The sequence below is a fragment of the Bradyrhizobium sp. 155 genome, from assembly GCF_023101105.1.
Taxonomy (GTDB): domain Bacteria; phylum Pseudomonadota; class Alphaproteobacteria; order Rhizobiales; family Xanthobacteraceae; genus Bradyrhizobium; species Bradyrhizobium canariense_D.
Map to the genome: position 1 here is coordinate 6,793,712 of NZ_CP064704.1, position 20,614 is coordinate 6,814,325.

19 protein-coding genes are annotated in these 20,614 nt (G+C 64.2%); 6 read left to right on the plus strand and 13 right to left on the minus strand.

Annotated features, from left to right (window positions below; genetic code table 11):
• Positions 1–132: 132 nt before the first annotated feature.
• The 3 genes from IVA93_RS32540 (at position 133) to IVA93_RS32550 (ending at position 3,489) form a co-directional block, all read left to right on the plus strand.
• Positions 133–972: a protein-disulfide reductase DsbD domain-containing protein gene (locus IVA93_RS32540; RefSeq protein ID WP_018454637.1), complete on the plus strand. Its 840-nt coding sequence runs from the start codon at positions 133–135 to the stop codon at positions 970–972.
• Positions 973–1,110: 138 nt separating this feature from the next.
• Positions 1,111–2,469, plus strand: a complete 1,359-nt coding sequence (locus tag IVA93_RS32545; RefSeq protein WP_018454638.1) for a flippase — start codon at positions 1,111–1,113, stop codon at positions 2,467–2,469.
• A 195-nt stretch (positions 2,470–2,664) separates the two neighbouring features.
• Positions 2,665–3,489, plus strand: a complete 825-nt coding sequence (locus tag IVA93_RS32550; RefSeq protein ID WP_247789466.1) for a sulfite exporter TauE/SafE family protein — start codon at positions 2,665–2,667, stop codon at positions 3,487–3,489.
• 47 nt (positions 3,490–3,536) lie between these two features.
• Here IVA93_RS32550 and IVA93_RS32555 read toward each other — a convergent pair whose 3' ends face one another.
• The 12 genes from IVA93_RS32555 to cysG all read right to left on the minus strand — a co-directional run bounded on the left by IVA93_RS32555 (position 3,537) and on the right by cysG (position 14,754).
• Complete coding sequence (locus tag IVA93_RS32555) at positions 3,537–4,325, minus strand: 3-hydroxybutyrate dehydrogenase (protein WP_018454640.1); 789 nt, start codon at positions 4,323–4,325, stop codon at positions 3,537–3,539.
• A 1-nt stretch (position 4,326) separates the two neighbouring features.
• Positions 4,327–5,502 carry a DUF3734 domain-containing protein gene (locus IVA93_RS32560; protein WP_018454641.1) on the minus strand — a complete coding sequence of 392 codons (1,176 nt, stop codon included), beginning with the start codon at positions 5,500–5,502 and terminating at the stop codon, positions 4,327–4,329.
• A gap of 78 nt (positions 5,503–5,580) precedes the next feature.
• Positions 5,581–6,084, minus strand: a complete 504-nt coding sequence (locus IVA93_RS32565) for a CAP domain-containing protein (protein ID WP_026232777.1) — start codon at positions 6,082–6,084, stop codon at positions 5,581–5,583.
• A 90-nt stretch (positions 6,085–6,174) separates the two neighbouring features.
• A complete protein-coding gene (locus IVA93_RS32570; RefSeq protein WP_026232778.1) occupies positions 6,175–7,212 on the minus strand; it encodes a sulfate/molybdate ABC transporter ATP-binding protein in 1,038 nt (345 codons plus the stop codon).
• Positions 7,202–8,113, minus strand: a complete 912-nt coding sequence (cysW, locus tag IVA93_RS32575; RefSeq protein WP_018454644.1) for a sulfate ABC transporter permease subunit CysW — start codon at positions 8,111–8,113, stop codon at positions 7,202–7,204. The genes IVA93_RS32570 and cysW overlap by 11 nt, the downstream gene beginning before the upstream one ends.
• A gap of 10 nt (positions 8,114–8,123) precedes the next feature.
• Positions 8,124–8,909 carry a sulfate ABC transporter permease subunit CysT gene (gene cysT / locus IVA93_RS32580; RefSeq protein WP_018454645.1) on the minus strand — a complete coding sequence of 262 codons (786 nt, stop codon included), beginning with the start codon at positions 8,907–8,909 and terminating at the stop codon, positions 8,124–8,126.
• 87 nt (positions 8,910–8,996) lie between these two features.
• Positions 8,997–10,010: a sulfate ABC transporter substrate-binding protein gene (locus tag IVA93_RS32585; RefSeq protein WP_018454646.1), complete on the minus strand. Its 1,014-nt coding sequence runs from the start codon at positions 10,008–10,010 to the stop codon at positions 8,997–8,999.
• A 108-nt stretch (positions 10,011–10,118) separates the two neighbouring features.
• A complete protein-coding gene (locus tag IVA93_RS32590; protein WP_018454647.1) occupies positions 10,119–10,850 on the minus strand; it encodes a phosphoadenylyl-sulfate reductase in 732 nt (243 codons plus the stop codon).
• Complete coding sequence (locus tag IVA93_RS32595; RefSeq protein WP_018454648.1) at positions 10,847–11,362, minus strand: DUF934 domain-containing protein; 516 nt, start codon at positions 11,360–11,362, stop codon at positions 10,847–10,849. The genes IVA93_RS32590 and IVA93_RS32595 overlap by 4 nt, the downstream gene beginning before the upstream one ends.
• Positions 11,349–13,004, minus strand: coding sequence for a nitrite/sulfite reductase (locus tag IVA93_RS32600; RefSeq protein WP_247789468.1), 1,656 nt, complete (start codon positions 13,002–13,004; stop codon positions 11,349–11,351). Before IVA93_RS32600 ends, IVA93_RS32595 begins: the two co-directional genes overlap by 14 nt.
• A gap of 11 nt (positions 13,005–13,015) precedes the next feature.
• Entirely contained in the window at positions 13,016–13,333 is a 318-nt protein-coding gene (locus IVA93_RS32605) for a DUF2849 domain-containing protein (RefSeq protein WP_007599842.1), read from the minus strand.
• Positions 13,330–14,754 carry a siroheme synthase CysG gene (cysG, locus tag IVA93_RS32610; RefSeq protein WP_018454650.1) on the minus strand — a complete coding sequence of 475 codons (1,425 nt, stop codon included), beginning with the start codon at positions 14,752–14,754 and terminating at the stop codon, positions 13,330–13,332. Before cysG ends, IVA93_RS32605 begins: the two co-directional genes overlap by 4 nt.
• A gap of 245 nt (positions 14,755–14,999) precedes the next feature.
• Here cysG and cysD point away from each other — a divergent pair, with 245 nt between their 5' ends.
• The 3 genes from cysD (at position 15,000) to IVA93_RS32625 (ending at position 20,190) form a co-directional block, all read left to right on the plus strand.
• Entirely contained in the window at positions 15,000–15,794 is a 795-nt protein-coding gene (gene cysD, locus IVA93_RS32615) for a sulfate adenylyltransferase subunit CysD (RefSeq protein WP_026232781.1), read from the plus strand.
• 19 nt (positions 15,795–15,813) lie between these two features.
• Entirely contained in the window at positions 15,814–17,730 is a 1,917-nt protein-coding gene (cysN, locus tag IVA93_RS32620; protein WP_018454652.1) for a sulfate adenylyltransferase subunit CysN, read from the plus strand.
• A gap of 294 nt (positions 17,731–18,024) precedes the next feature.
• Complete coding sequence (locus IVA93_RS32625; RefSeq protein WP_247789470.1) at positions 18,025–20,190, plus strand: malate synthase G; 2,166 nt, start codon at positions 18,025–18,027, stop codon at positions 20,188–20,190.
• A 98-nt stretch (positions 20,191–20,288) separates the two neighbouring features.
• On the opposite strand, the gene IVA93_RS32630 is transcribed toward IVA93_RS32625, so the two are convergent.
• Positions 20,289–20,444: a Thivi_2564 family membrane protein gene (locus IVA93_RS32630; protein ID WP_007599832.1), complete on the minus strand. Its 156-nt coding sequence runs from the start codon at positions 20,442–20,444 to the stop codon at positions 20,289–20,291.
• Positions 20,445–20,614: the final 170 nt, after the last annotated feature.

Sequence of the window (20,614 nt, forward strand, 5' to 3'; positions counted from 1 at the left end):
CTCCGGTTTCAATTCCTATCCTGATGTCGGGCCGGGCCGCTGTCAAATCAAGGCTTTCAGGGACTTGATTCAAGTGCATCCATCACAAGCAATTCAATGGTTTGCCGCCGGGCGACCCTGTAAAGACGTACCATGCTGACAAGAGTTCCCCGGCGTGCGGCGATTGGCGTCGCGACAACCCTGCTCGCGTCCTCGCTGGCGCTTGCGGCCCATGCCGACGACGCATCGCCGTGGCAGCGCGACGGACATTCCGCGGTGCGGTTGCTGGCAGGATCGCGCAGCGGCGCCGTCCTGCTCGGCGGTATCGCCTTCCAGATCCAGCCCGGCTGGAAAACCTATTGGCGCATGCCGGGCGATTCCGGCGTTCCGCCGCGCTTCGATTTCTCGAAGTCCGACAATGTCGAAGCGGTGACGGTGATGTGGCCGGCCCCGCAGAAATTCGACGACGGCGCGGGCGGCCATTCGATCGGCTATCACGACCAGATCGTGCTGCCCCTGCGCATCATCGCCAAGGCGGCCGACAAGCCGGTGACGTTGCGCGCCGAGATCAATTATGCGGTGTGCGAAAAGCTTTGCATTCCCGTCGAGGCCCGCGCCGAGCTTGGCTTCAACAGCGTCGCCTCGACCGAGGACGCCAATTTGCGTGCAGCGCTCGACACCGTGCCCAAACCTGCCGCCATCGGCGATCCCAATCCGCTCACCATCCGCGACGTGAAGCGTGATGGGCCCAAGAATGTGGTGGTCGACGTGGTCGTTCCGGATGCGCGCACCGTCAGTCTGTTCGTGGAAGGTCCGACGCCCGATTGGGCGCTGCCCATCCCGGCGCCGGTCGAGCCCAGCCCACCGGGCGTGAAGCGATTTTCTTTCGAACTCGACGGCCTGCCGCCGGGCGCCCAGCCCGGCGGCGCAGCGCTGAAGTTCACGCTGGTCGGACCGGAGAAGTCGTACGAGTTCAATACCAATCTGGAGTGAGTGGTCGTCCTGGCGTTCGCCCGGACGACATCTTTGATCCAACCGAATCTTAACGAATGGTTGCTAATCCCCAGGGCTACTGCGGCAAGTCTGCCGCAGCATTCGTGTGCGCCTCGGGGATCCTTCGAATTGGCCGTGATGGATGCAGAACCCGCAACGACCGGACCTGCCGGCCTCATCGCGCGGCTGCGCGACAAATTGACGGGCGGGTCGAGCGAAGCGTCGCTGACGCGGCGGCTGGCAGGCACCATCTTCCTCATCCGCGTGATCAGCGCCGGCCTTGCATATTTCTCGCAGGTCCTGCTCGCGCGCTGGATGGGGACGTCGGACTACGGCGTCTATGTCTATGTCTGGACCTGGGTGCTGCTGCTCGGCAGCATGATGGACTTTGGCATCTCGGCCTCCGCGCAAAAGATCATTCCGGAATACCGCAGCCGTGGCGAGCATGCGCTGCTGCGCGGCTTTCTCTCGGGCAGCCGCTGGCTGACCTTTTGCGCCTCCACGCTGGTCTCGCTCGGCCTCGCGGGCATCGTCAAATTGCTCTCGCCCTGGATCGATCCCGCCGAAGTGCTGCCGCTCTACATCGGCTGCATGACGCTGCCCGCTTTCGTCGTCGCCAACACCCAGGACGGCATCGCCCGTTCGCATGACTGGATGCAACTCGGCCTGATGCCGCAATTCATCATCCGCCAGACACTAATCATCGGCATCACGGCTTGCGCCTTCCTGCTCGGCTATCATCTCGGCGCGGTTGCCGCGATGATCGCGAGCGCAGGCGCGGTGTGGATCGCGATGACCGGGCAGATGGTGGTGCTGAACCGCAAGCTCGCCGATCACATCGAGGCGGGCCCCAAGGCCTACGACGTCGGCGGCTGGCTCGCCGTGTCGCTGCCGATCCTGCTGGTCGAAAGCTTCTATTTGCTGCTGTCCTATACCGACGTGCTGGTGCTTCAGCAATTCCGCCCCTCCGACGAGGTCGGCGTCTATTTCGCCGTGGTGAAGACGCTGGCGCTGGTCTCCTTCATCCACTACGCGATGTCGGCGACGACCGCGCATCGCTTCGCCGAATACAACGCGGCTGGCGACAAGGCGCGGCTGTCGGCTTACGTGGCGCATGCCATCAACTGGACGTTCTGGCCGTCGCTGGCGGCGACCATCGTGCTGCTCGCGCTCGGCAAGCCCCTGCTCTGGCTGTTCGGGCCGCAATTCGTGATCGGCTACGACATCATGTTCGTCGCCGCGATTGGCCTCGTGGTCCGTGCCGCGATCGGCCCGGTCGAACGGCTGCTCAACATGCTCGGCCAGCAGAAGATCTGCGCGCTGGCCTATGCGCTGGCCTTTGCGATGAACCTGGTGCTCTGCATCGCGTTGGTGCCGCGCTTCGGCGGCCATGGCGCGGCGGCCGCGACCTCGATCTCGCTCAGTTTCGAGACGGTGCTGCTGTTCTGGATCGTGCGACAGCGGCTCGGCCTGCACGTGCTGGCGTTTGGGAAATAGACTTCCGACTGCCTTCGCGTGCTGCTCTCGGGGAACGGCTGCTTCGAAGCATGCCCGGGAACAACGCGAAACACCTATTTATTGCCAAGGGCACAGCACGATTTTTCTTATTTGGCCCAAGCGGTTGCACCGCAGGGAAAGTTTATTCTACGTCGTATTGCCCAACTGACGAGATAAACCTAAGATTCCCTGGACATGATCGATCCACTCTACGTCGCCTCTGGTTTCGGCGTCGGCCTGCTGGTCGGGATGACCGGCGTCGGCGGCGGTTCGCTGATGACGCCGCTGCTGATCCTCCTGTTCGGGATTCATCCATCGACCGCGGTCGGCACCGACCTGCTCTATGCTGCCGCCACCAAGACCGGCGGCAGCGTGGTGCATGGCTGGTCGCGCAGCGTGCACTGGCCGGCGGTGCTGCGGCTCGCCTGCGGCAGCCTTCCGGCGAGCGCGCTGACGCTGCTGGTGCTCTGGAAGCTCGACCTCAAGAGCGATTCCGAGCGCAATCTCGTCAACCTCGTGCTCTGCTTCGCGCTGCTGCTGACAGCGACCTCGCTGATCTTCCGCAGATCGATCATGGAGCGCTGTCGCCGGCGCCTGGAGCAGGTCGATGACCGCGCCACGGCGATCGCGACGGTCGTCACCGGGATCGTGCTCGGTGTGCTGGTCTCGATTTCATCGGTCGGCGCCGGCGCGGTCGGCGTCACCGTTCTGCTGCTGCTCTATCCGCGCCTGCCGGTGGCGACCATCGTCGGGTCCGACATCGCCCATGCGGTCCCGCTGACGCTGATCGCCGGAATGGGGCACTGGGCGCTTGGCGACGTGGATTGGGCGCTGATGGGCGTGCTGCTGTTGGGCTCGCTGCCCGGCATCGTCGTCGGCAGCTTTAGCGCGACGCGCGTGCCCGAGACGGTGCTGCGCCTCACACTCGCCAGCGTGCTGTTCGTGGTCGCCGGCAAGATCATGTTCGCGGAGCTGCACCTGTCCTCGGCATTCGAGACGGCGCTGGCCTGGACGCACTGAACGAAAATGGCGGAGCTCGGCTTCCGCCATTCGCCAGCGATCGCGGTCTACTCCGCGGTCCAGCCGCCGTCGATCGACAGATTCGTGCCGGTGATCTGCGCGGCATCGTCGCCGCACAGGAACAGCGCGAGGGCTGCGACCTGCTCGGAGGTGACGAACTCCTTGGTCGGCTGCGCGTCGAGCAGCACGTCGTTGATGACCTGGTCGCGCGTGAGGTTACGGGCCTTCATGGTGTCGGGGATCTGCTTCTCCACCAGCGGCGTCCAGACATAGCCGGGGCTGATGCAGTTGCAGGTGATCTTGCTGGTCGCGACCTCGAGCGCCACGGTCTTGGTCAGGCCGGCGATGCCGTGCTTGGCCGAGACATAGGCCGACTTGAAGGGCGAGGCGACCAGCGAATGCGCGGAAGCGGTATTGATGATGCGGCCCCAGCCCTTCTTCTTCATGCCCGGGACGGCGGCGCGAATGGCATGGAACGCCGAGGACAGGTTGATCGCGATGATCTGATCCCATTTCTCCGGCGGGAATTCCTCGATCGGCGAGACGAACTGGATGCCCGCATTGTTGACGAGAATATCGACCGAACCAAAGCTCTTCTCGCCGAGCGCGACCATCCCGGCGATCTCGGCCGGCTTGGTCATGTCGGCCGGCGAATAGACCGCCTTCACGCCGAAATCGGACTCGATCTTGGCGCGCTCCTTCTCGATGTCCTCCGGCGAGCCGAACCCGTTGATGACGACATTGGCGCCGGCGGCGGCGAAGGCGCGCGCATAGGCAAGTCCGATGCCGCTGGTCGACCCGGTCACGACGGCGTTCTTGCCTGACAGACTACCCATATTATTCGCTCCTTCTTGGCGGGGGCGCAGTGACGTCCCCCGTGAGATCGTAGGTCACCATGGTCTCGCCGGATTGCGGCCGCTCGAGCCAATCCTTGTGGCGCATCGACAGATGCACGTCACGCACGCCGGCTTCCCAATGCTCGACCATGGCGACATGCGAGAAATCGTAATCCTTGGACGAGGATTCGTAGTTCTTGCTGCGGTAGATCAGGTGCACCACAGTCACGGTGCTTTCGCGCGATACCTTGGCAAGGAATTCCACGGAAGGGTCGTTCTTGAGATAATCGGGCAATTTGGAAATCAGGTCGCGCACGGCCCTGCGGGCGTTGTGCACCTGCTTGTTCTTGTCGGTGTTCATCCGCGTGCGGCTCGAGAAGCGGATGTCCTTCTCGCGCTCGGTCGCCTCGAGTAGCGAGGTCGGCAGATCGCCGCGGGCGCTGAACAGGTCGATCTGGAAGATCAGGAGATCGCGGTCGGTCTCGGCGTCCAGCACGTAGTCGAGCGGCGTGTTGGAGGCAATGCCGCCGTCCCAATAATGCTCGCCGTCGATCACGATGGACGGAAAGCCGGGCGGCAGCGCGCCGGAGGCCATGATGTGCTCGGGTCCGATTTTCTTGCCGAGCTTCCTGAACTCGAAATTGTCGAAATATTTGAAGTTGCCGGAGGTAACGCCGACTGCACCGACCGACAGCCGCGTCTTCAGATCGTTGATGCGGTCGAAATCGACCAGACGCTCCAACGTCTTCTTCAGGGGTGCAGTATCGTAATAGCTCTCGGCCTGGGGGCTGCCGGGCGGCCAGAGCGGCGCGGGCGGCATGCGCGGAACGAAGAAGCCGGGCACGCCGAAGGTCGCGATCAATGCGGCGCTGGTCGAATTGAACAGTTCGCGGCTGTGCTCGCTTTTGCCGATCGGCTTCCACGGCACCGGCGCGGAGACCATCTCCCAGAATTCCTTGAGCCGCTTGACGCGCGTCTGCCCTTCGTTACCGGCGATGATCGCGGCGTTGACCGCGCCGATCGAGATGCCGGCGACCCAGTCCGGCTCGAAGCCGGCATGGCAGAGCGACTGATAGGCGCCGGCCTGATAGGAGCCGAGCGCGCCGCCGCCCTGGAGGACCAGGACACGTTGCGCGTTCGCGGGGATAGTTGCGACTTCCGGGCTATGATCGGTCATGCGGGAACAGTAGCAGATGGCGAGCGACCGTGGCGACAGTCTGCCGCGGCGTCAATGCATCCCGTGATCAAGTCTGGCTTATCGGGAGTCCGTCGAGGCCAGGATCATGGTCCAGAACACCTTGTATTTGGTGCCGGGAGCATAGCCCGCCGCAATGCCCAATTTTGTGACACCGCTCTTGAGCATGTTCGCGCGGTGCGGGGGCGAGTCGCGCCAGCCGGAAAACGCTTCCGCCAGCGTATGATAGCCGGCCGAGACGTTCTCGACCGCAACGGTCGCCGGATAGCCGCCGGCGCTGAGGCGCTTGGCCAGCGGCGCGCGGACGTCATGGTCCATCTTGTTGGCGGCAGCCATGGCCTGGGACTGAGATTCGGCGAGCCGCATCAGTTCGGGGTCGATCACGAGGGTGCCGAGCCCGTTGTTCTGGCGGTATTGCGAGATCATGATCGCTGCGGCCTGCGCGTCGAGCTTTGCGCCCGGGACAGCCATATCGGCATACATCGAGGGCTGCTGGACCGATGCTTCGTTGCCGGCGCAGCCGGCGAGCAGCAAAAGGATTGATATCGCGGCCGCGACGCGCATGAACAGGAGCCCCCAAATCAGGCGCCGTTGTTGCATACCAACCGTGGCTGAAAGGTGAATATTGAGGAAAAATTGACCGGTTGACCCCGCTCAGGCGCCCCCAAATATCCGGTAGCGGCGGGGCTCCAGGCCGATCGTGTCGCCGGCGCGCAGTTCCCTGTCCCGCGGAGCGTCGATCTCGATGGTCTCTCCGCCTGATAATGCCACCTCGGCCCGCTGCACGGGACCGAAATTCCGGACGTGCTGCACGGCGCCCTCGAAGGCACCGCTGCCGGGCGGGCCAACGAGCATGTCGTGCCGCCGCACGAACAGTCTTGACGCGCCAGGCGCAAGCCCATCTGCCGCGAGCTGAAGCGGCCGGTCGCCAAGCCTGATGACGCCGTCGGCGATCAGGACCGGAAGCTCGATGGATTCGCCGATGAAGCTGTGGACGAAGGCGGTCGCCGGGCTCTCATAGACGTCATCGGGCGAGCCGATCTGCTCGATCTTGCCCTTGTCCATCACCACGACGCGGTTGGCGACTTCGAGCGCCTCCTCCTGGTCATGGGTGACGAAGATCGAGGTGACGTTGATCTCGTGGTGCAGCGAGCGCAGCCATTTACGCAGCTCCTTGCGCACCTTGGCATCAAGCGCACCGAAGGGTTCGTCGAGCAGCAGGATACGTGGCTCGATCGCGAGCGCGCGGGCCAGCGCGATGCGCTGGCGCTGGCCGCCGGAGAGCTGGCTCGGGTAGCGGTCGGCGAGCCAATCGAGCTGCACGAGATCGAGTAGCTCCTTGACGCGCGCACGGATGGTCGCTTCGTCCTTGCGGATCGCGCGCGGCTGCACGCGGAGGCCAAAGGCGACGTTCTCGAACACCGTCATGTGGCGGAACAGCGCGTAGTGCTGGAATACGAATCCGACGTGCCGCTCGCGCGCGCCCTGCGCCAGCGCGTCCTCGCCGTTGAAAGATACCTCCCCGGAATCGGGCCAGTCCAGCCCCGCGATGATCCGCAGCAGCGTGGTCTTGCCGGAGCCAGACGGACCGAGCAGCGCGAGCAGCTCGCCGTCATTGACCTTGAGGTCGACGCCGTCGAGAGCTTTGAAGCTGCCGAACTTCTTGACGAGATTCCTGACTTCAATGCTCACTTGCGTCATGTCCTTCGTCGAGATGATTTTCGAGAACGGTTTTCGCGACCAGCGTGATCAGCGCCAGCATCGCGAGCAGCGAGGCGATCGCGAACGCCGCGACGAACTGATATTCATTGTAGAGAATCTCGACCAGGAGCGGCATCGTGTTGGTCTCGCCGCGGATATGGCCGGAAACGACGGAGACCGCGCCAAACTCGCCCATCGCGCGCGCGTTGCAGAGCAGGACGCCGTACAGCACGCCCCATTTGATATTGGGCAGCGTGACGCGGAAGAAGGTCTGCAGGCCCGAGGCGCCGAGCGAGATCGCGGCCTCCTCCTCCTGCGTGCCCTGCTCCTGCATCAGCGGGATCAACGCCCGCGCCACGAAGGGGAAGGTCACGAAGGTGGTCGCAAGCGCGATGCCCGACACCGCGAACAGGATCTGGATGTCGTGATCGCGCAGCCAGCCGCCGAAATAGCCCTGCGCGCCGAACAGCAGCACGAAGACGAGGCCCGAAATCACCGGGCTGACCGAGAACGGCAAATCGATCAGCGTGATCAGGAAGGTCTTGCCCGAGAATTCGAATTTTGCAATCGCCCAAGCCGCGACCAGGCCGAAGACGAGATTGAGGCCGACGGAAATTGCAGCAACCAACAGCGTCAACTTGATCGCGGACAGCGCCTCCGGGTCGGTCAGCGCGGCGAAATAAGCGCCAATTCCCTTCGAGAAGGCCTGCGCGAACACCACGACCAGCGGCAACACGACGAAGACTGATAGAAAGGTCATCGCCAGCGCGATGATGACGATGCGGACCGCGCGCGGTTCGGTGCGAAGGTTGTTCCGCGCGGCGGCTGCGTACGCGCGTGCCTTGGCGTCGGAGGCCGGGAGTGGGACGGAATCTGCGATCTGCATCGTCATGGCCCCGTCCTCACCGCACCGGAATCCGGCTCTGCGCCCAGCGCTGGAGCCGGTTGACCGCGAAGATAATGACGAAGGACACGACCAGCATGACAACCGCGATGGCGGTCGCATCGGCATAGCGGAATTCGGAGAGCCGGATCACGATCAGCAGCGGCGCGATCTCGGAGACGTTGGGCAGATTGCCGGCGATGAAGATCACCGAGCCGTATTCGCCGACCGCACGCGCGAAGGCGAGCGCGAGTCCGGTGAGCAGCGCCGGACCGAGCGAGGGCAGGATCACGCGAATGATGGTCTGCCAGCGGCTCGCGCCAAGGCTGCCCGCGGCCTCCTCGATCTCTGGGTCGAGATCCTGGAGCACCGGCTGCACCGTGCGCACCACGAACGGGATACCGATGAAGATCATGGCGACGAAGATGCCGACCGGCGTGAACGCCACCTTGATGCCGGCCGCCGCAAGCGGCGCGCCGAGCCAGCCCTTCTCGGCGAACAACGCGGTCAGCGCGACGCCGGCAACCGCCGTAGGTAGCGCGAACGGCACGTCGACGATGGCATCGAACAGCCGCCGACCGGGGAAGCGGTAGCGCACCAGCGCCCAGACGATGATGCTGCCCATCACCAGATTGACGCAGGCGGCTGCGAAGGCGAGTCCGAAGGACACGCGCAACGCATTCAGGGTGCGGCGGCTGGAGAGGATGTTCCAAAACTGCTCGGGACTCAGCTCGACCGATTTCAGGAACAGGCCGGCGAGCGGAATCAGGATGATGATCGACAGCCAGGATAGCGTCAGCCCCATGGTGAGACCGAAGCCCGGCAATGTCCGGCGTCGTGCTGCGATTGCGCTCACCAGGCCCCCTGTTTAAGCCCCGCCGACAGCGCCCGATCAGTTCTTGTAGATCTGATCGAAGACGCCGCCGTCGGCAAAATGTTCCCTCTGCGCCTTGGTCCAGCCGCCGAAAAGTTCGTCGATCGTGAACAGCTCGACCTTCGCGAAGGAGTTTTCATGTTTTTTGGCGATCTCGGGATCGCGCGGACGATAGAAGTTGCGCGCCGCGATTTCCTGACCTTCCTTGGTGTACCAATATTGCAGGTAGGCATCGGCGACACTACGGGTGCCTTTTTTATCGGCAACCTTATCGACGATCGTCACCGGCGGTTCCGCCAAGATCGAGAGCGGCGGCGCCACGATCTCGAATTTCTCCGGACCGAATTCCTTGAGCGCCAGGTACGCCTCGTTTTCCCAGGCGAGCAGCACGTCGCCGACGCCGCGCTCGACGAAGGTCACGGTCGCGCCGCGCGCACCGGTGTCGAGCACCGGCACCTGCTGATAGAGCTTTCCGATGAAATCCTTGGCCTTGTCCGCCGAGCCGTATTTCTTCTGCGCAAAGCCCCAGGCGGCCAGATAATTCCAGCGCGCGCCGCCTGACGTCTTCGGGTTCGGCGTGATCACGGCGACGCCGAGCTTGAGCAGATCGTCCCAGTCCTTGATGGCCTTGGGATTGCCCTTGCGGACCAGGAACACAATGGTCGAGGTATAGGGCGACGAGTTTTGCGGCAACCGTTTCTGCCAGTCGGCCGTCGTGAGGCCTTTGCCCGCGATGGCGTCGATGTCGTAGGCGAGCGCAAGCGTCACCACGTCGGCCTGCAATCCGTCGATCACGGCGCGCGCCTGCGAACCGCTGCCCCCATGCGACTGCTTGATCTCGACGCTCTTGCCGGTTTCCTTCTGATAGGCACTCGCGAACGCCTTGTTGAACTCGACATAGAGCTCGCGCGTCGGATCGTACGAGACGTTCAGCAGAGTGATGTCAGCGGCAAGAGCCGCGCTTGCCAACAAGCCTGTCACGAGCAGTCCTGCCGCGAGCGGAACGATACGACGCATCATGTCCATCTCCATTCACATCAATGACGTCGGCGTCATCGATGGCAGGCATAACTCGGGGCGAAACGCGCTTAAGTCAACGGAACCGGATTTTCTTGTTCGTAGCCGGGCAGCGTAACTTTGCTACGAAGTCTTCATCGTGTGGATGCCGCATTCCGTCTTGGCCCGGCCACGCCAGCGACCGGCACGCTCATCCTCGCCTTCGGCCGTTCTGCTCGTGCAAGGCATACACCCAACCGATAGAAATCCCGACGCGACCAGGGGATGACGCGGCAATTTGGCGCGGGCGAAAATCGCCTCGAGTTCCTCCCGCGAGACATTGGCGAAGGGATTGAACTTCAACCGCGTACCGTCGTCCTCGACCACCGGGATGTCGGCGCGCGAGTTGCCCTGGAAGCGCTTGCGGCCGTTGAGCCATGCATCGAACGGTTTCAGCGCCCGCGCCAGCGGCTCGACCTTGCGGATACGGCAGCAAGCGTCGGGATCGGAAAACCAGAGGTCGCGGTCGGGATCTCCGCGCGACAGCGTCTCCTCGGCAGGCTTGATCGAGCGGACGTCCTTCAGGCCCAGCGTCGCGATCAGCGTATCACGATAGGCCAGCGTCTCCTCGAACAGCCAGCCGGTGTCGAGGAAGATCACCGGGATCGCCGGATCGACATCCGCCATCACCTTGAGCAGCGTCGCCGATTCCGTACCGAAGGACGACACCAGCGCAAGCTTGTCGCGCCCGACCGTCTTCAGCGCAGCGGCGATGATTTCGGCGGGCGAGGCATCGCGCAAGGCGCGATCGAGGTCCTCCGCCGAGGGCAGCGCCGAGGCGGAGATTGCCGAAATTGGAGACGCGATTGCGTTCACGTGCCGACACCCTCGGAATGACGCAGCTGCATGCGCCGGTGCAGCGCCGTGATGCGGCCATCGCCGGTGGGCTGGTAGAAGACCGAATAGCGCTTCGCGGTCTGCATGAACGCTTCCGCGTCGGCCTGCTTCTTGACGTCGAAGGAATCGAAGCCAGCGCGCAGCATGAACACGAACTGGTCCCGCAGGATCTGGCCCGTCGCACGCAACTCGCCGCGGTAATTGTAACGCTCGCGCAGCAGCCGCGCCTGGCTGTAGGCGCGTCCGTCGCGGAAGGTTGGGAACACCAGCGCGACGACGGCAATCTTGCCGAGATAGGGCACCAGCTCGGCGATGTCGCGATTGTTCGGCCAGATCACACCGACCTTGCCGGTCCGCTTGAGCAACGCATCCGCCTCGCCAACGAAACGCTCGGCCGGCACCAGAATGTCGCCGCCCTCGGGCAGCGGCGTGTCGACGGCGAGCTTGACGAAGCTGTCGTCGGCGATCTTTCCGCCGTTAACGAGTGGCATAAACGCGCTCCTTGAAGGGTTCGACGCCGAGGCGTTTTACCGTGTCCATGAACAGCTCTTCGGGCCGCTCGCGCAGCGCCAGATAGGCTTCCACGATGTCCTCGACGACGTCGGCGACCTCGTCGAACTTGACGCCGGGGCCCATCAGATTGCCGAGTGCGGCACTCTCGTCGGCGCGCCCGCCGATGGTGATCTGGTAGACCTCCTCGCCGTTCTTCTCGACGCCGAGAATGCCGATATGACCGACATGGTGATGGCCGCAGGCGTTGATGCAGCCGGAGATGTTGATGTGCAACCGGCCGATCAGATTGGCCAGCTCATGATTGGCGAAGCGCCGCGTCAGTTCCTGCGCGATCGGGATCGAGCGCGCATTGGCCAGCGAGCAATAGTCGAGACCCGGGCAGGCGATGATGTCAGTGATCAGATTGACGTTCGGCGTCGCCAGCCCGAGCTTGTCGAGCGCCTTCCACAGCGCCGGCAAGTCACGCTTGGCGACATGCGGCAGAGCGAGGTTCTGCTCGTGGCCGACGCGGATCTCACCGAAGGAGTATTCGTCGGCGAGATCGGCGAGCGCATCCATCTGCTCGGCGGTGGCATCGCCCGGAGGCGCGCCGATCGGCTTCAGCGAGATCGTGACGATGGAATAGCCCTGGGCCTTGTGCGGGGCCACCGAGTTCTTGCGCCATGCCTCGAAATCGGGATCGGCCGCGGCCTGGCGCAGCTCGTCCGGCATGTGCGGCAGCTTCTCGTAGGCAGGATAGGTGAAGCGCGAGCGGATGTCCTCGACCACCTCGTCGTCGATCTGGAGCGAGGAGTTGCGGATGTGCTGCCACTCCTCCTCGACCTCGCGCGAGAACTTCTCGATGCCGAGCTCGTGCACCAGGATCTTGATGCGCGCCTTGTAGATGTTGTCGCGGCGGCCGTACTGGTTGTAGACGCGCAGAATCGCCTCGATGTAGCTGAGAATGTCGCGGCCGTGGACGAAATGCTTGATGGTCTTGCCGATGAACGGCGTGCGTCCGAGCCCGCCACCGACCAGCACCTCAAAGCCGGTCTCGCCCTTCTCGTTCTTGATCAGCTTCAGCCCGATGTCGTGGATCTTGATCGCGGCCCGGTCGTGGTCCGACGCGGTGATCGCGATCTTGAACTTGCGCGGCAGGAACGAGAATTCCGGATGCAACGTGGTGTGCTGGCGGATCAGCTCCGACCAGATGCGGGGATCCTCGATCTCGCCGGGCGCGACGCCGGCCCACTGATCCGAGGTGACGTTGCGCATGTTGTTGCCGGAGGTCTGCATCGCATGGATGCCGACCTCGGCGAGATCGGCCAGCGCATCCGGCAATTCGGCGAGCTTGATCCAGTTGAACTGGATGTTCTGCCGCGTCGTGAAATGGCCGTAGCCACGGTCGTATTTGCGCGCGACGTGGGCGAGCGCCCGCAGCTGGTTCGACGCCAGCGTCCCGTAGGGGATCGCGACGCGGAACATATAGGCGTGCAGTTGCAGATAGACGCCGTTCTGCAGCCGCAGGATCTTGAACTCGTCCTCGGTGAGCTCGCCGGAGAGGCGGCGCTTCACCTGGTCGCGGAATTCCGAGACGCGCTCGTTGACGAGCGTGCGGTCGATTTCATCGTAAGCATACATAAGAAAGCGCCTTAAACCTGAACCGGCTGTCCGATGGTCACGCCGGTGCGGCGGATCTGTTCGCGCAGATTTCCGGGTTCGACCTTGCCGTCTGCACCGACCTGTACCGGCGCGATATAGGGGCCGATCGCGCCGACGTCATCGGCAACGGATTCCGCAAGCAACGCCTTCGCCTCGTCGGAGTTGCGCACGATCGCGGCTTCCGACAGGTCCGCGGACCAGCTCTTGGCGGCGGTGCGGTAAACCACGATGCCGTCCCAGGTGCGGTTGGCGGTCACGACCGAGGGGCCGGCGATCTTGATCTTCTTCTGTTCAAGCGGGGAGGTCATTCGGCTGCATCCAATAGGTCAGAGATGATTTGCTTTGGGGTTTGGCGGCGAAGCGAGCCGGCATGCCGGACCACATCGCCGATGATGAGAATGGCGGGACCGCCGTTGGTCCGGCGGACCAGTTCGGGCAGATCGCGCAGCGTGCCGATCTCGCCTTGCGCATCGGGACGCGTGACGCGGGCGAATACGCCGACCGGCGTCTCCGGCGAACGGCCGGCGGCCAAGAGGCCGGCGCGTATGGCCGGCGCAGCCGTCATGCCCATGTAGACCACGACGGTCATCCTGGCGTCGGTCAGCGTCGACCAGTCCACGACTTCTGCGTCGCGCGCCTTGTGCGCGGTGAGGAAGGTGATGCGCGTTGCTTCGTGACGATAGGTGAGCGGCACCTCGAAATCGGCGGCGCCGCCGAGACCTGCGGTGATGCCGGGAACGATCGAATAGGCAAGGCCGGCGGCACGAAGTGCTTCGACTTCTTCGCCGCCGCGGCCGAACACGAAGGGATCGCCGCCCTTCAGCCGCACCACACGCTGGCCGGATTGCGCGGCCTCGATCATGCGCTTGTTGATGGCGTCCTGCCCGATGCCGGGCTTGCCGACGCGGCGGCCGACCGGCACGCGCGTGGTGTCACGGCGGATGCGGTCGAGAATTTCAGGCGAGACCAGCTCGTCATGGAAGACGATGTCGGCATCCTGGAGCGCGCGCAACGCCTTGATGGTGAGCAAATCCGGATCGCCAGGCCCGGCGCCGACCAGCGCGACGGATCCTTCCGGCTTGTCGGCCCGCGCGAACGCGGATGGATCTGAAATCGCCTTGAGCGCTGCGTCCGCCTCGCCTTTGCGGCCGGCCAATACGGCGGCACCGATCGGGCCGTCGATGACGCGCTCCCAGAAGCGGCGGCGCAGCGGAAACTCGGCAATACGTTCGTTGATGGATTTGCGGAAGCCGCCGATGAACTCGGCGAGCTCGCCGATGCGCGCCGGCAGCAGCGCCTCGATCTTCTCGCGCACGCGCCGCGCCACCACCGGCGACGTGCCGCCAGTGCCGACGGCGACCACGACATCGCCGCGATCGACGATCGCCGGAAAGATGAAGCTCGAATGCTCGAGATCGTCCATGACATTGACCGGCAGGCCGAGCGCCTTGGCGCGGACCGACATCGCCACGCCGACATCGCCGGCGCCGGCGCAAACCACCGCGATGATTCCCGAGAGATCGGCGGTCAGCGGATCGGTGGCCGAGATGTCGATACGCGCCGCGTCCTCGGAGCTCAGACCCAGGTCGTGATTGCCATCGATCGCATGCACGCGAATGCGCGCACCGGCAGCGGTCAGCACGCGCAGCTTGGCGCGCAAAAGCTCACCCGCACCGATGAGGACCACCGGACCGGCCTTGAGATCGAGGAACACGGGCAAGAACCGCATACGATACTCGCTTACCCCACATGCGGGGTTGACTGGAATTATTTTCTATATATGTGTCGTTTCAGGCGCGCAAAGAGAAAATTTTTTCTTCTCTCTTGCACCGCAACTATAGAATTTTCGCCTCCAAACGCAAAGTGGCAGAGATGCATCTTCTCAAGGACAATTCCACTGCTGGCGGGCTGAGCAGCCCCGCTCTCGCCGAGCGCGTGCCCGCGCAAGAATTTTCTTCTGACCTTGCCCCGAGCATGGACCATCTCGACCAGCTCGAGGCCCAGAGCATCTACATCTTCCGCGAAGCCTTCGGCCGCCTCAAGAAGATCGCCCTGCTGTGGTCGCTCGGCAAGGACTCCAATGTCATGATCTGGCTGGCGCGCAAGGCATTCTTCGGCCGTCTGCCGTTCCCGGCCCTCCATGTCGACACCGGCAAGAAGTTTCCGGAGATGTATCGCTTCCGCGATCACTACGGCAAGGAATGGGATCTCGATCTGCGCGTCGAGCCCTGCCCGCCGATTGATGCCGTCGACCCAACGCTGCCGCCCGCCGCCCGTTCCGCCGCGCGCAAGACCGAGGGCCTCAAGATGGCGCTCGCCAAATACGGTTTCGACGGTCTGATCGCCGGCATTCGCCGCGATGAGGAGGCGACGCGCGCCAAGGAGCGCGTGTTCTCGCCGCGCGGCTTGGAGGGTAATTGGGACGTGCGCGACCAGCCGCCGGAGTTCTGGGATCATTTCAATGCGTCGCCGCCGCAGGGCGCGCATTTGCGCATCCATCCGATCCTGCATTGGACCGAGTCCGATATCTGGGCCTACACCAAGCGCGAGAACATCCCGATCATCCCGCTGTATCTGTCGCAAAACGGCAAACGCTATCGCTCGCTGGGCGATCAGGACATCACCAATCCGGTCGCCTCAAACGCGTCGACTATCGACGAGATCCTGATCGAACTCGAGCAGACCAAGGTGCCGGAACGTTCCGGCCGCGCGCTCGACCACGAGACCGAGGACGCTTTCGAGCGCCTGCGCGTCGCCGGCTATCTCTGATCAAGGACGCGAGCGTCGTATGAACATGATCGTCACCCCCGCATCGCCCGCCACCCCGAACGGCACCACGCGTCCGCAGGTCCGCATCGTCATCGTCGGCCATGTCGACCACGGCAAGTCGACGCTGGTCGGCCGCCTGCTGCACGAGACCGGCAGCCTGCCCGACGGCAAGCTCGACATGCTCAAGGCCGTCAGCGCGCGGCGCGGCATGCCGTTCGAATGGTCGTTTCTGCTCGACGCGCTCCAGACCGAGCGCGACCAGGGCATCACCATCGACACCACGCAGATCCGCTTCCGCACCAATTCGCGCGACATCGTACTGATCGACGCGCCCGGCCACGCCGAATTCCTGCGCAACATGATCACCGGCGCCTCGCAGGCGGACGGCGCGGTGCTGATCATCGACGCGCTCGAAGGCGTGCGCGACCAGACGAGGCGGCACGGCTATCTCCTGCATCTGCTCGGCGTGAAGCAGGTCGCGGTCGTCGTCAACAAGATGGACCGCGTCGACTTCTCCGCAGCGCGCTTCAAGGAGATCAGCGACGAGATCTCGGCGCATCTGCAAGGCCTCGGTGTGAAGCCCACGGCCGTGATCCCGATTTCCGCCCGCGAGGGCGACGGCGTCGCTGAGCGCACCGACCGCATCGGCTGGTACAAGGGTCCGACCGTGGTCGAAGCGCTTGACCGGCTCGAGCCGGCCCGGCCGCTGGAAGCGCTGGCGCTGCGGCTGCCGGTGCAGGCGATCTACAAATTCGACGATCGCCGCATCGTGGCGGGCCGGATCGAATCCGGCAGCCTGGTTGCCGGCGACGAAATCGTGATCATGCCCGCCGGCAAGATCGCCAGAATCAAGACGGTCGAGAGCTGGCCGGTGACGCCGGTCGCAGGCCGCCAGGGTGCGGGCCGCTCGGTCGGCATCACGCTCGACCGCGAGCTGTTCCTCGAGCGCGGCGACATCATCGCGCATGCCAACAGCGCGCCGCGCGAGACACGACGGCTGCGCGCGCGGATCTTCTGGCTGCACGACAAGCCGCTGGCCAAGGGCGACCAGCTCCTGGTTCGCTGCGGACCGAAGGAAAGCCGTGCCACCGTCGTCGCCATCGAGAAGGCGGTCGATCCCGGTGAGCTGTCGAGCGTCGAGAACAAGGCAATCGGCCGCAACCATGTCGGCGAGATCGACATATCCCTTTCGAATCCGATTGCCACCGATCCCTACACGGAAAATCCGCGCACCGGCCGTCTCGTGATCGAGGTGTCCGGGCGCATCGCCGGCGGCGGTCTCGTGCTGTCGGTCGATGCCGGCCAGCGCGCCTTGCCCGTCGACATCGTGCCGGTGGAATCCGCGCTGCGGCCCGACGAACGCTCCGCGCGCTATCGTCACAACGGCGCCGTGGTCTGGCTCACCGGCCTCCCCGCCTCCGGCAAGTCGACTCTAGCCAAGGCGCTGGAGCGGCGGTTGTTCAGCAATGGCGGCTCACCGATCCTGCTCGACGGCGACACGCTGCGTGCCGGGCTCAACAGCGATCTCGGCTTCTCGGCCGCCGATCGCAGCGAGAACATCCGCCGCCTCGCCGAAGTCGCGACGCATCTCGCCCGTAACGGCCACATCGCCATTGTCGCCGCCGTCTCGCCCGCCCGCGAGGACCGCGCCACCGCGCGCCGCATCGCCGACACGTCGTTCCGCGAGATCTACGTCGCGACGCCGGCGGAAATTTGCGAGGAGCGCGACCCCAAGGGCCACTACAAGAAGGCCCGCGCCGGCACGCTCGCGTCGTTCACCGGTATCGGCACCGACTACGAGCGGCCCGAGGCCGCCGAGCTCGTGATCGACACCTCGACGCGGACGGTCGCCGAGGCGGCGGACGAGATCGAACAGATGCTCAAGACGACCGGCGTGCTGTTCGACGAACTCGTGGACCTCGCCGCGAATATTTGAAGCCGGGCTGCTGCTCCGCTGTCGTCGCCCGGCTTGACCGGGCGACCCAGCATTCCACCGACAGCAGTGATTCAGGCGAGAGGCCGCGGCGTACTGGATTTCCCCGCCTTCGCGGGGAATGACACCGTGCGTGGGCCGCCCACCTCGCCTTGACATTTTGACAACTTTTGGGGGCCTTCTCACGGCCCCGATTTTGGGGCTAATAAGACCCCGAAAGCCGCTCCTTGGAGCGCATTTTGCTGCTGTCGGGTCAAAAGCAGCCAAAAACAGCCATTTCCAACAAGAAAGCCCATCATGAAACGCGTCGACGCCCACGGACTGAAGATCGCTCCCGTCCTGTTCGATTTCATCGCCAAGGAAGCGGCCCCGAAGACGGGGATCGCGCCGGATGCGTTCTGGGCCGGGCTCGCCGCCATCATCAAGGAGCTGGGGCCGAAGAACCGCGCGCTGCTGGCGGTGCGCGACACGTTGCAGGCCAAGATCGACGACTGGCACCGGGCCAACAAGGGCAAGGCGTTCGACCTCAACGCCTATACCGCCTTCCTGAAGGAGATCGGCTATCTCCTCCCGGAGCCGGCGACGCAGAAGGTCGAGACCGCCAATGTGGACGAGGAGATCGGCAAGATCTGCGGCCCGCAGCTCGTCGTGCCGCTGACCAACGCACGCTATGCGCTGAACGCGGCGAATGCGCGCTGGGGCTCGCTCTATGACGCCTTCTACGGCACCGACGCGATCCCGCACGATCCATCCGAGAGCGGCAAGGGCTACAACAAGGCGCGCGGCGACAAGGTGATCGCCAAGGCAAAAGCGTTCCTCGATGCCGCCGTGCCGCTGGCGACCGGCAGTCACACCGACGTCACCGCCTATAGCGTGGTCGCGGGCCAGCTCGCGGTGAAGCTGAAGAGCGGCAACGCCACCGCCCTGAAGAACGCCGCGCAATTCGCAGGCTTCCAGGGCGACGCAGCCGCACCGAGCGCGGTACTGCTCGTCAACAACGGCCTGCACGTCGAGGTAAAAATCGACCGCACCAGCGCGATCGGCAAGGACGATCCGGGCGGCGTCGCGGACATGGTCATGGAGTCCGCCGTCTCCACGATTCTCGACATGGAAGACTCGGTCGCTGCCGTCGATGCCGAGGACAAGGTGCTGGTCTATCGCAACACGCTCGGCCTGATGAACGGCACGCTGTCGGCCGATTTCGAGAAGGGCGGCAAGACGCTGACGCGCTCGCTCAATGCCGACCGCAGCTACAAGATGCCTGACGGCAAAGGCGAAGTGAAATTGCACGGCCGCAGCCTGCTGCTGATGCGCAATTGCGGTCACCACATGTTCACCGACGCGGTGCTGGACGACAACGGCGAGGAGATTCCGGAAGGCTTGCTCGACGCCGCCGTCTCCGGGCTTCTTGCTGTCCATGATCTGAAAGGCAACTCCAAGGTCAAGAACAGCCGCACCGGCTCGGCCTATATCGTCAAGCCGAAGATGCACGGCCCCGACGAGGTGTCGCTGACCTGCGAGATCTTCGACCGCGTCGAGAAGATGCTGTCGCTGCCCGAGAACACGCTCAAGGTCGGCATCATGGACGAGGAGCGGCGCACCACCGTCAACCTCAAGGCCTGCATCCAGCGCGCCTCCAAGCGCATCATGTTCATCAACACCGGCTTCCTCGACCGCACCGGCGACGAGATCCACACCTCGATGGAGGCGGGTCCGATGATCCGCAAGAACGAGATGAAGGCGCAGCCCTGGATCAAGTCCTATGAGGACTGGAACGTCGATATGGGCCTGACCTGTGGCCTGCCCGGCCATGCCCAGATCGGCAAGGGCATGTGGGCCGCGCCGGACAAGATGGCGGACATGCTGGCGCAGAAGCTCGCCCATCCGCAGGCCGGTGCTATCACCGCCTGGGTGCCCTCGCCGACCGCCGCGACGCTGCACGCGCTGCACTACCACCAGGTCAACGTCACCGCGCGCCAGCAGGAGCTCGCCAAGGGCGGCCCACGGGCAAAGCTCGAAGACATCCTCACCATCCCCGTGTCGAAGTCGAACTGGGCGCCCGACGACGTCAAGCAGGAGATCGACAACAACTGCCAGGGCATTCTGGGCTATGTCGTGCGCTGGATCGACCAGGGCGTCGGCTGCTCGAAGGTGCCTGACATCCACGACGTCGGCCTGATGGAAGACCGTGCCACCTTGCGCATCTCCAGCCAGCACCTCGCCAACTGGCTGCACCAGGGCGTGATCACCGAGGCGCAGGTGATGGAATCGCTCAAGCGCATGGCGGTGGTCGTCGACAAGCAGAATGCGGGCGATCCCATCTACAAGCCGATGGCGCCCGCCTTCGACGGCACAGCCTTCAAGGCGGCCAGCGACCTCATCTTCAAGGGACGCGAGCAGCCGAACGGCTACACCGAATACATCCTCACCGCCCGCCGCCGCGAGGCCAAAGCCCTTGGCTGACAACGCCCTGGCTGACAAGGCGGCCTGCCGACCCGACTAGAACACCAAAAGCCCCGGCTCGCGCCGGGGCTTTTTCGTTGCGCTAGCTAAGCGCCCGGCTAAAACACTGCCAGATATTTCAGCAGCGAGACGATGCCGATGATGATGACGACGACGCGCGCGATCTGCTTGGCGCGGCCGTCCATCGGCAGCATGTTGATGAGGTAAAGTACGAGAATGACGACGAGAAAGGTGACGAGTACGCCGACCAGCATCGCTAGGACCCCCCTTTAGGCAAAATTGCTGACAGTCTCCTAACGCGCAGCTCGTGGCTTGGTTCCATCGACGCAACCCTTTGCAACTTCTAGTAAATACGTACTTCTACGATCAGCCGGCCTGCTGAAAACTTTACCCTTTTCCTTTCAGATGCGGAAACCGTTTGGGC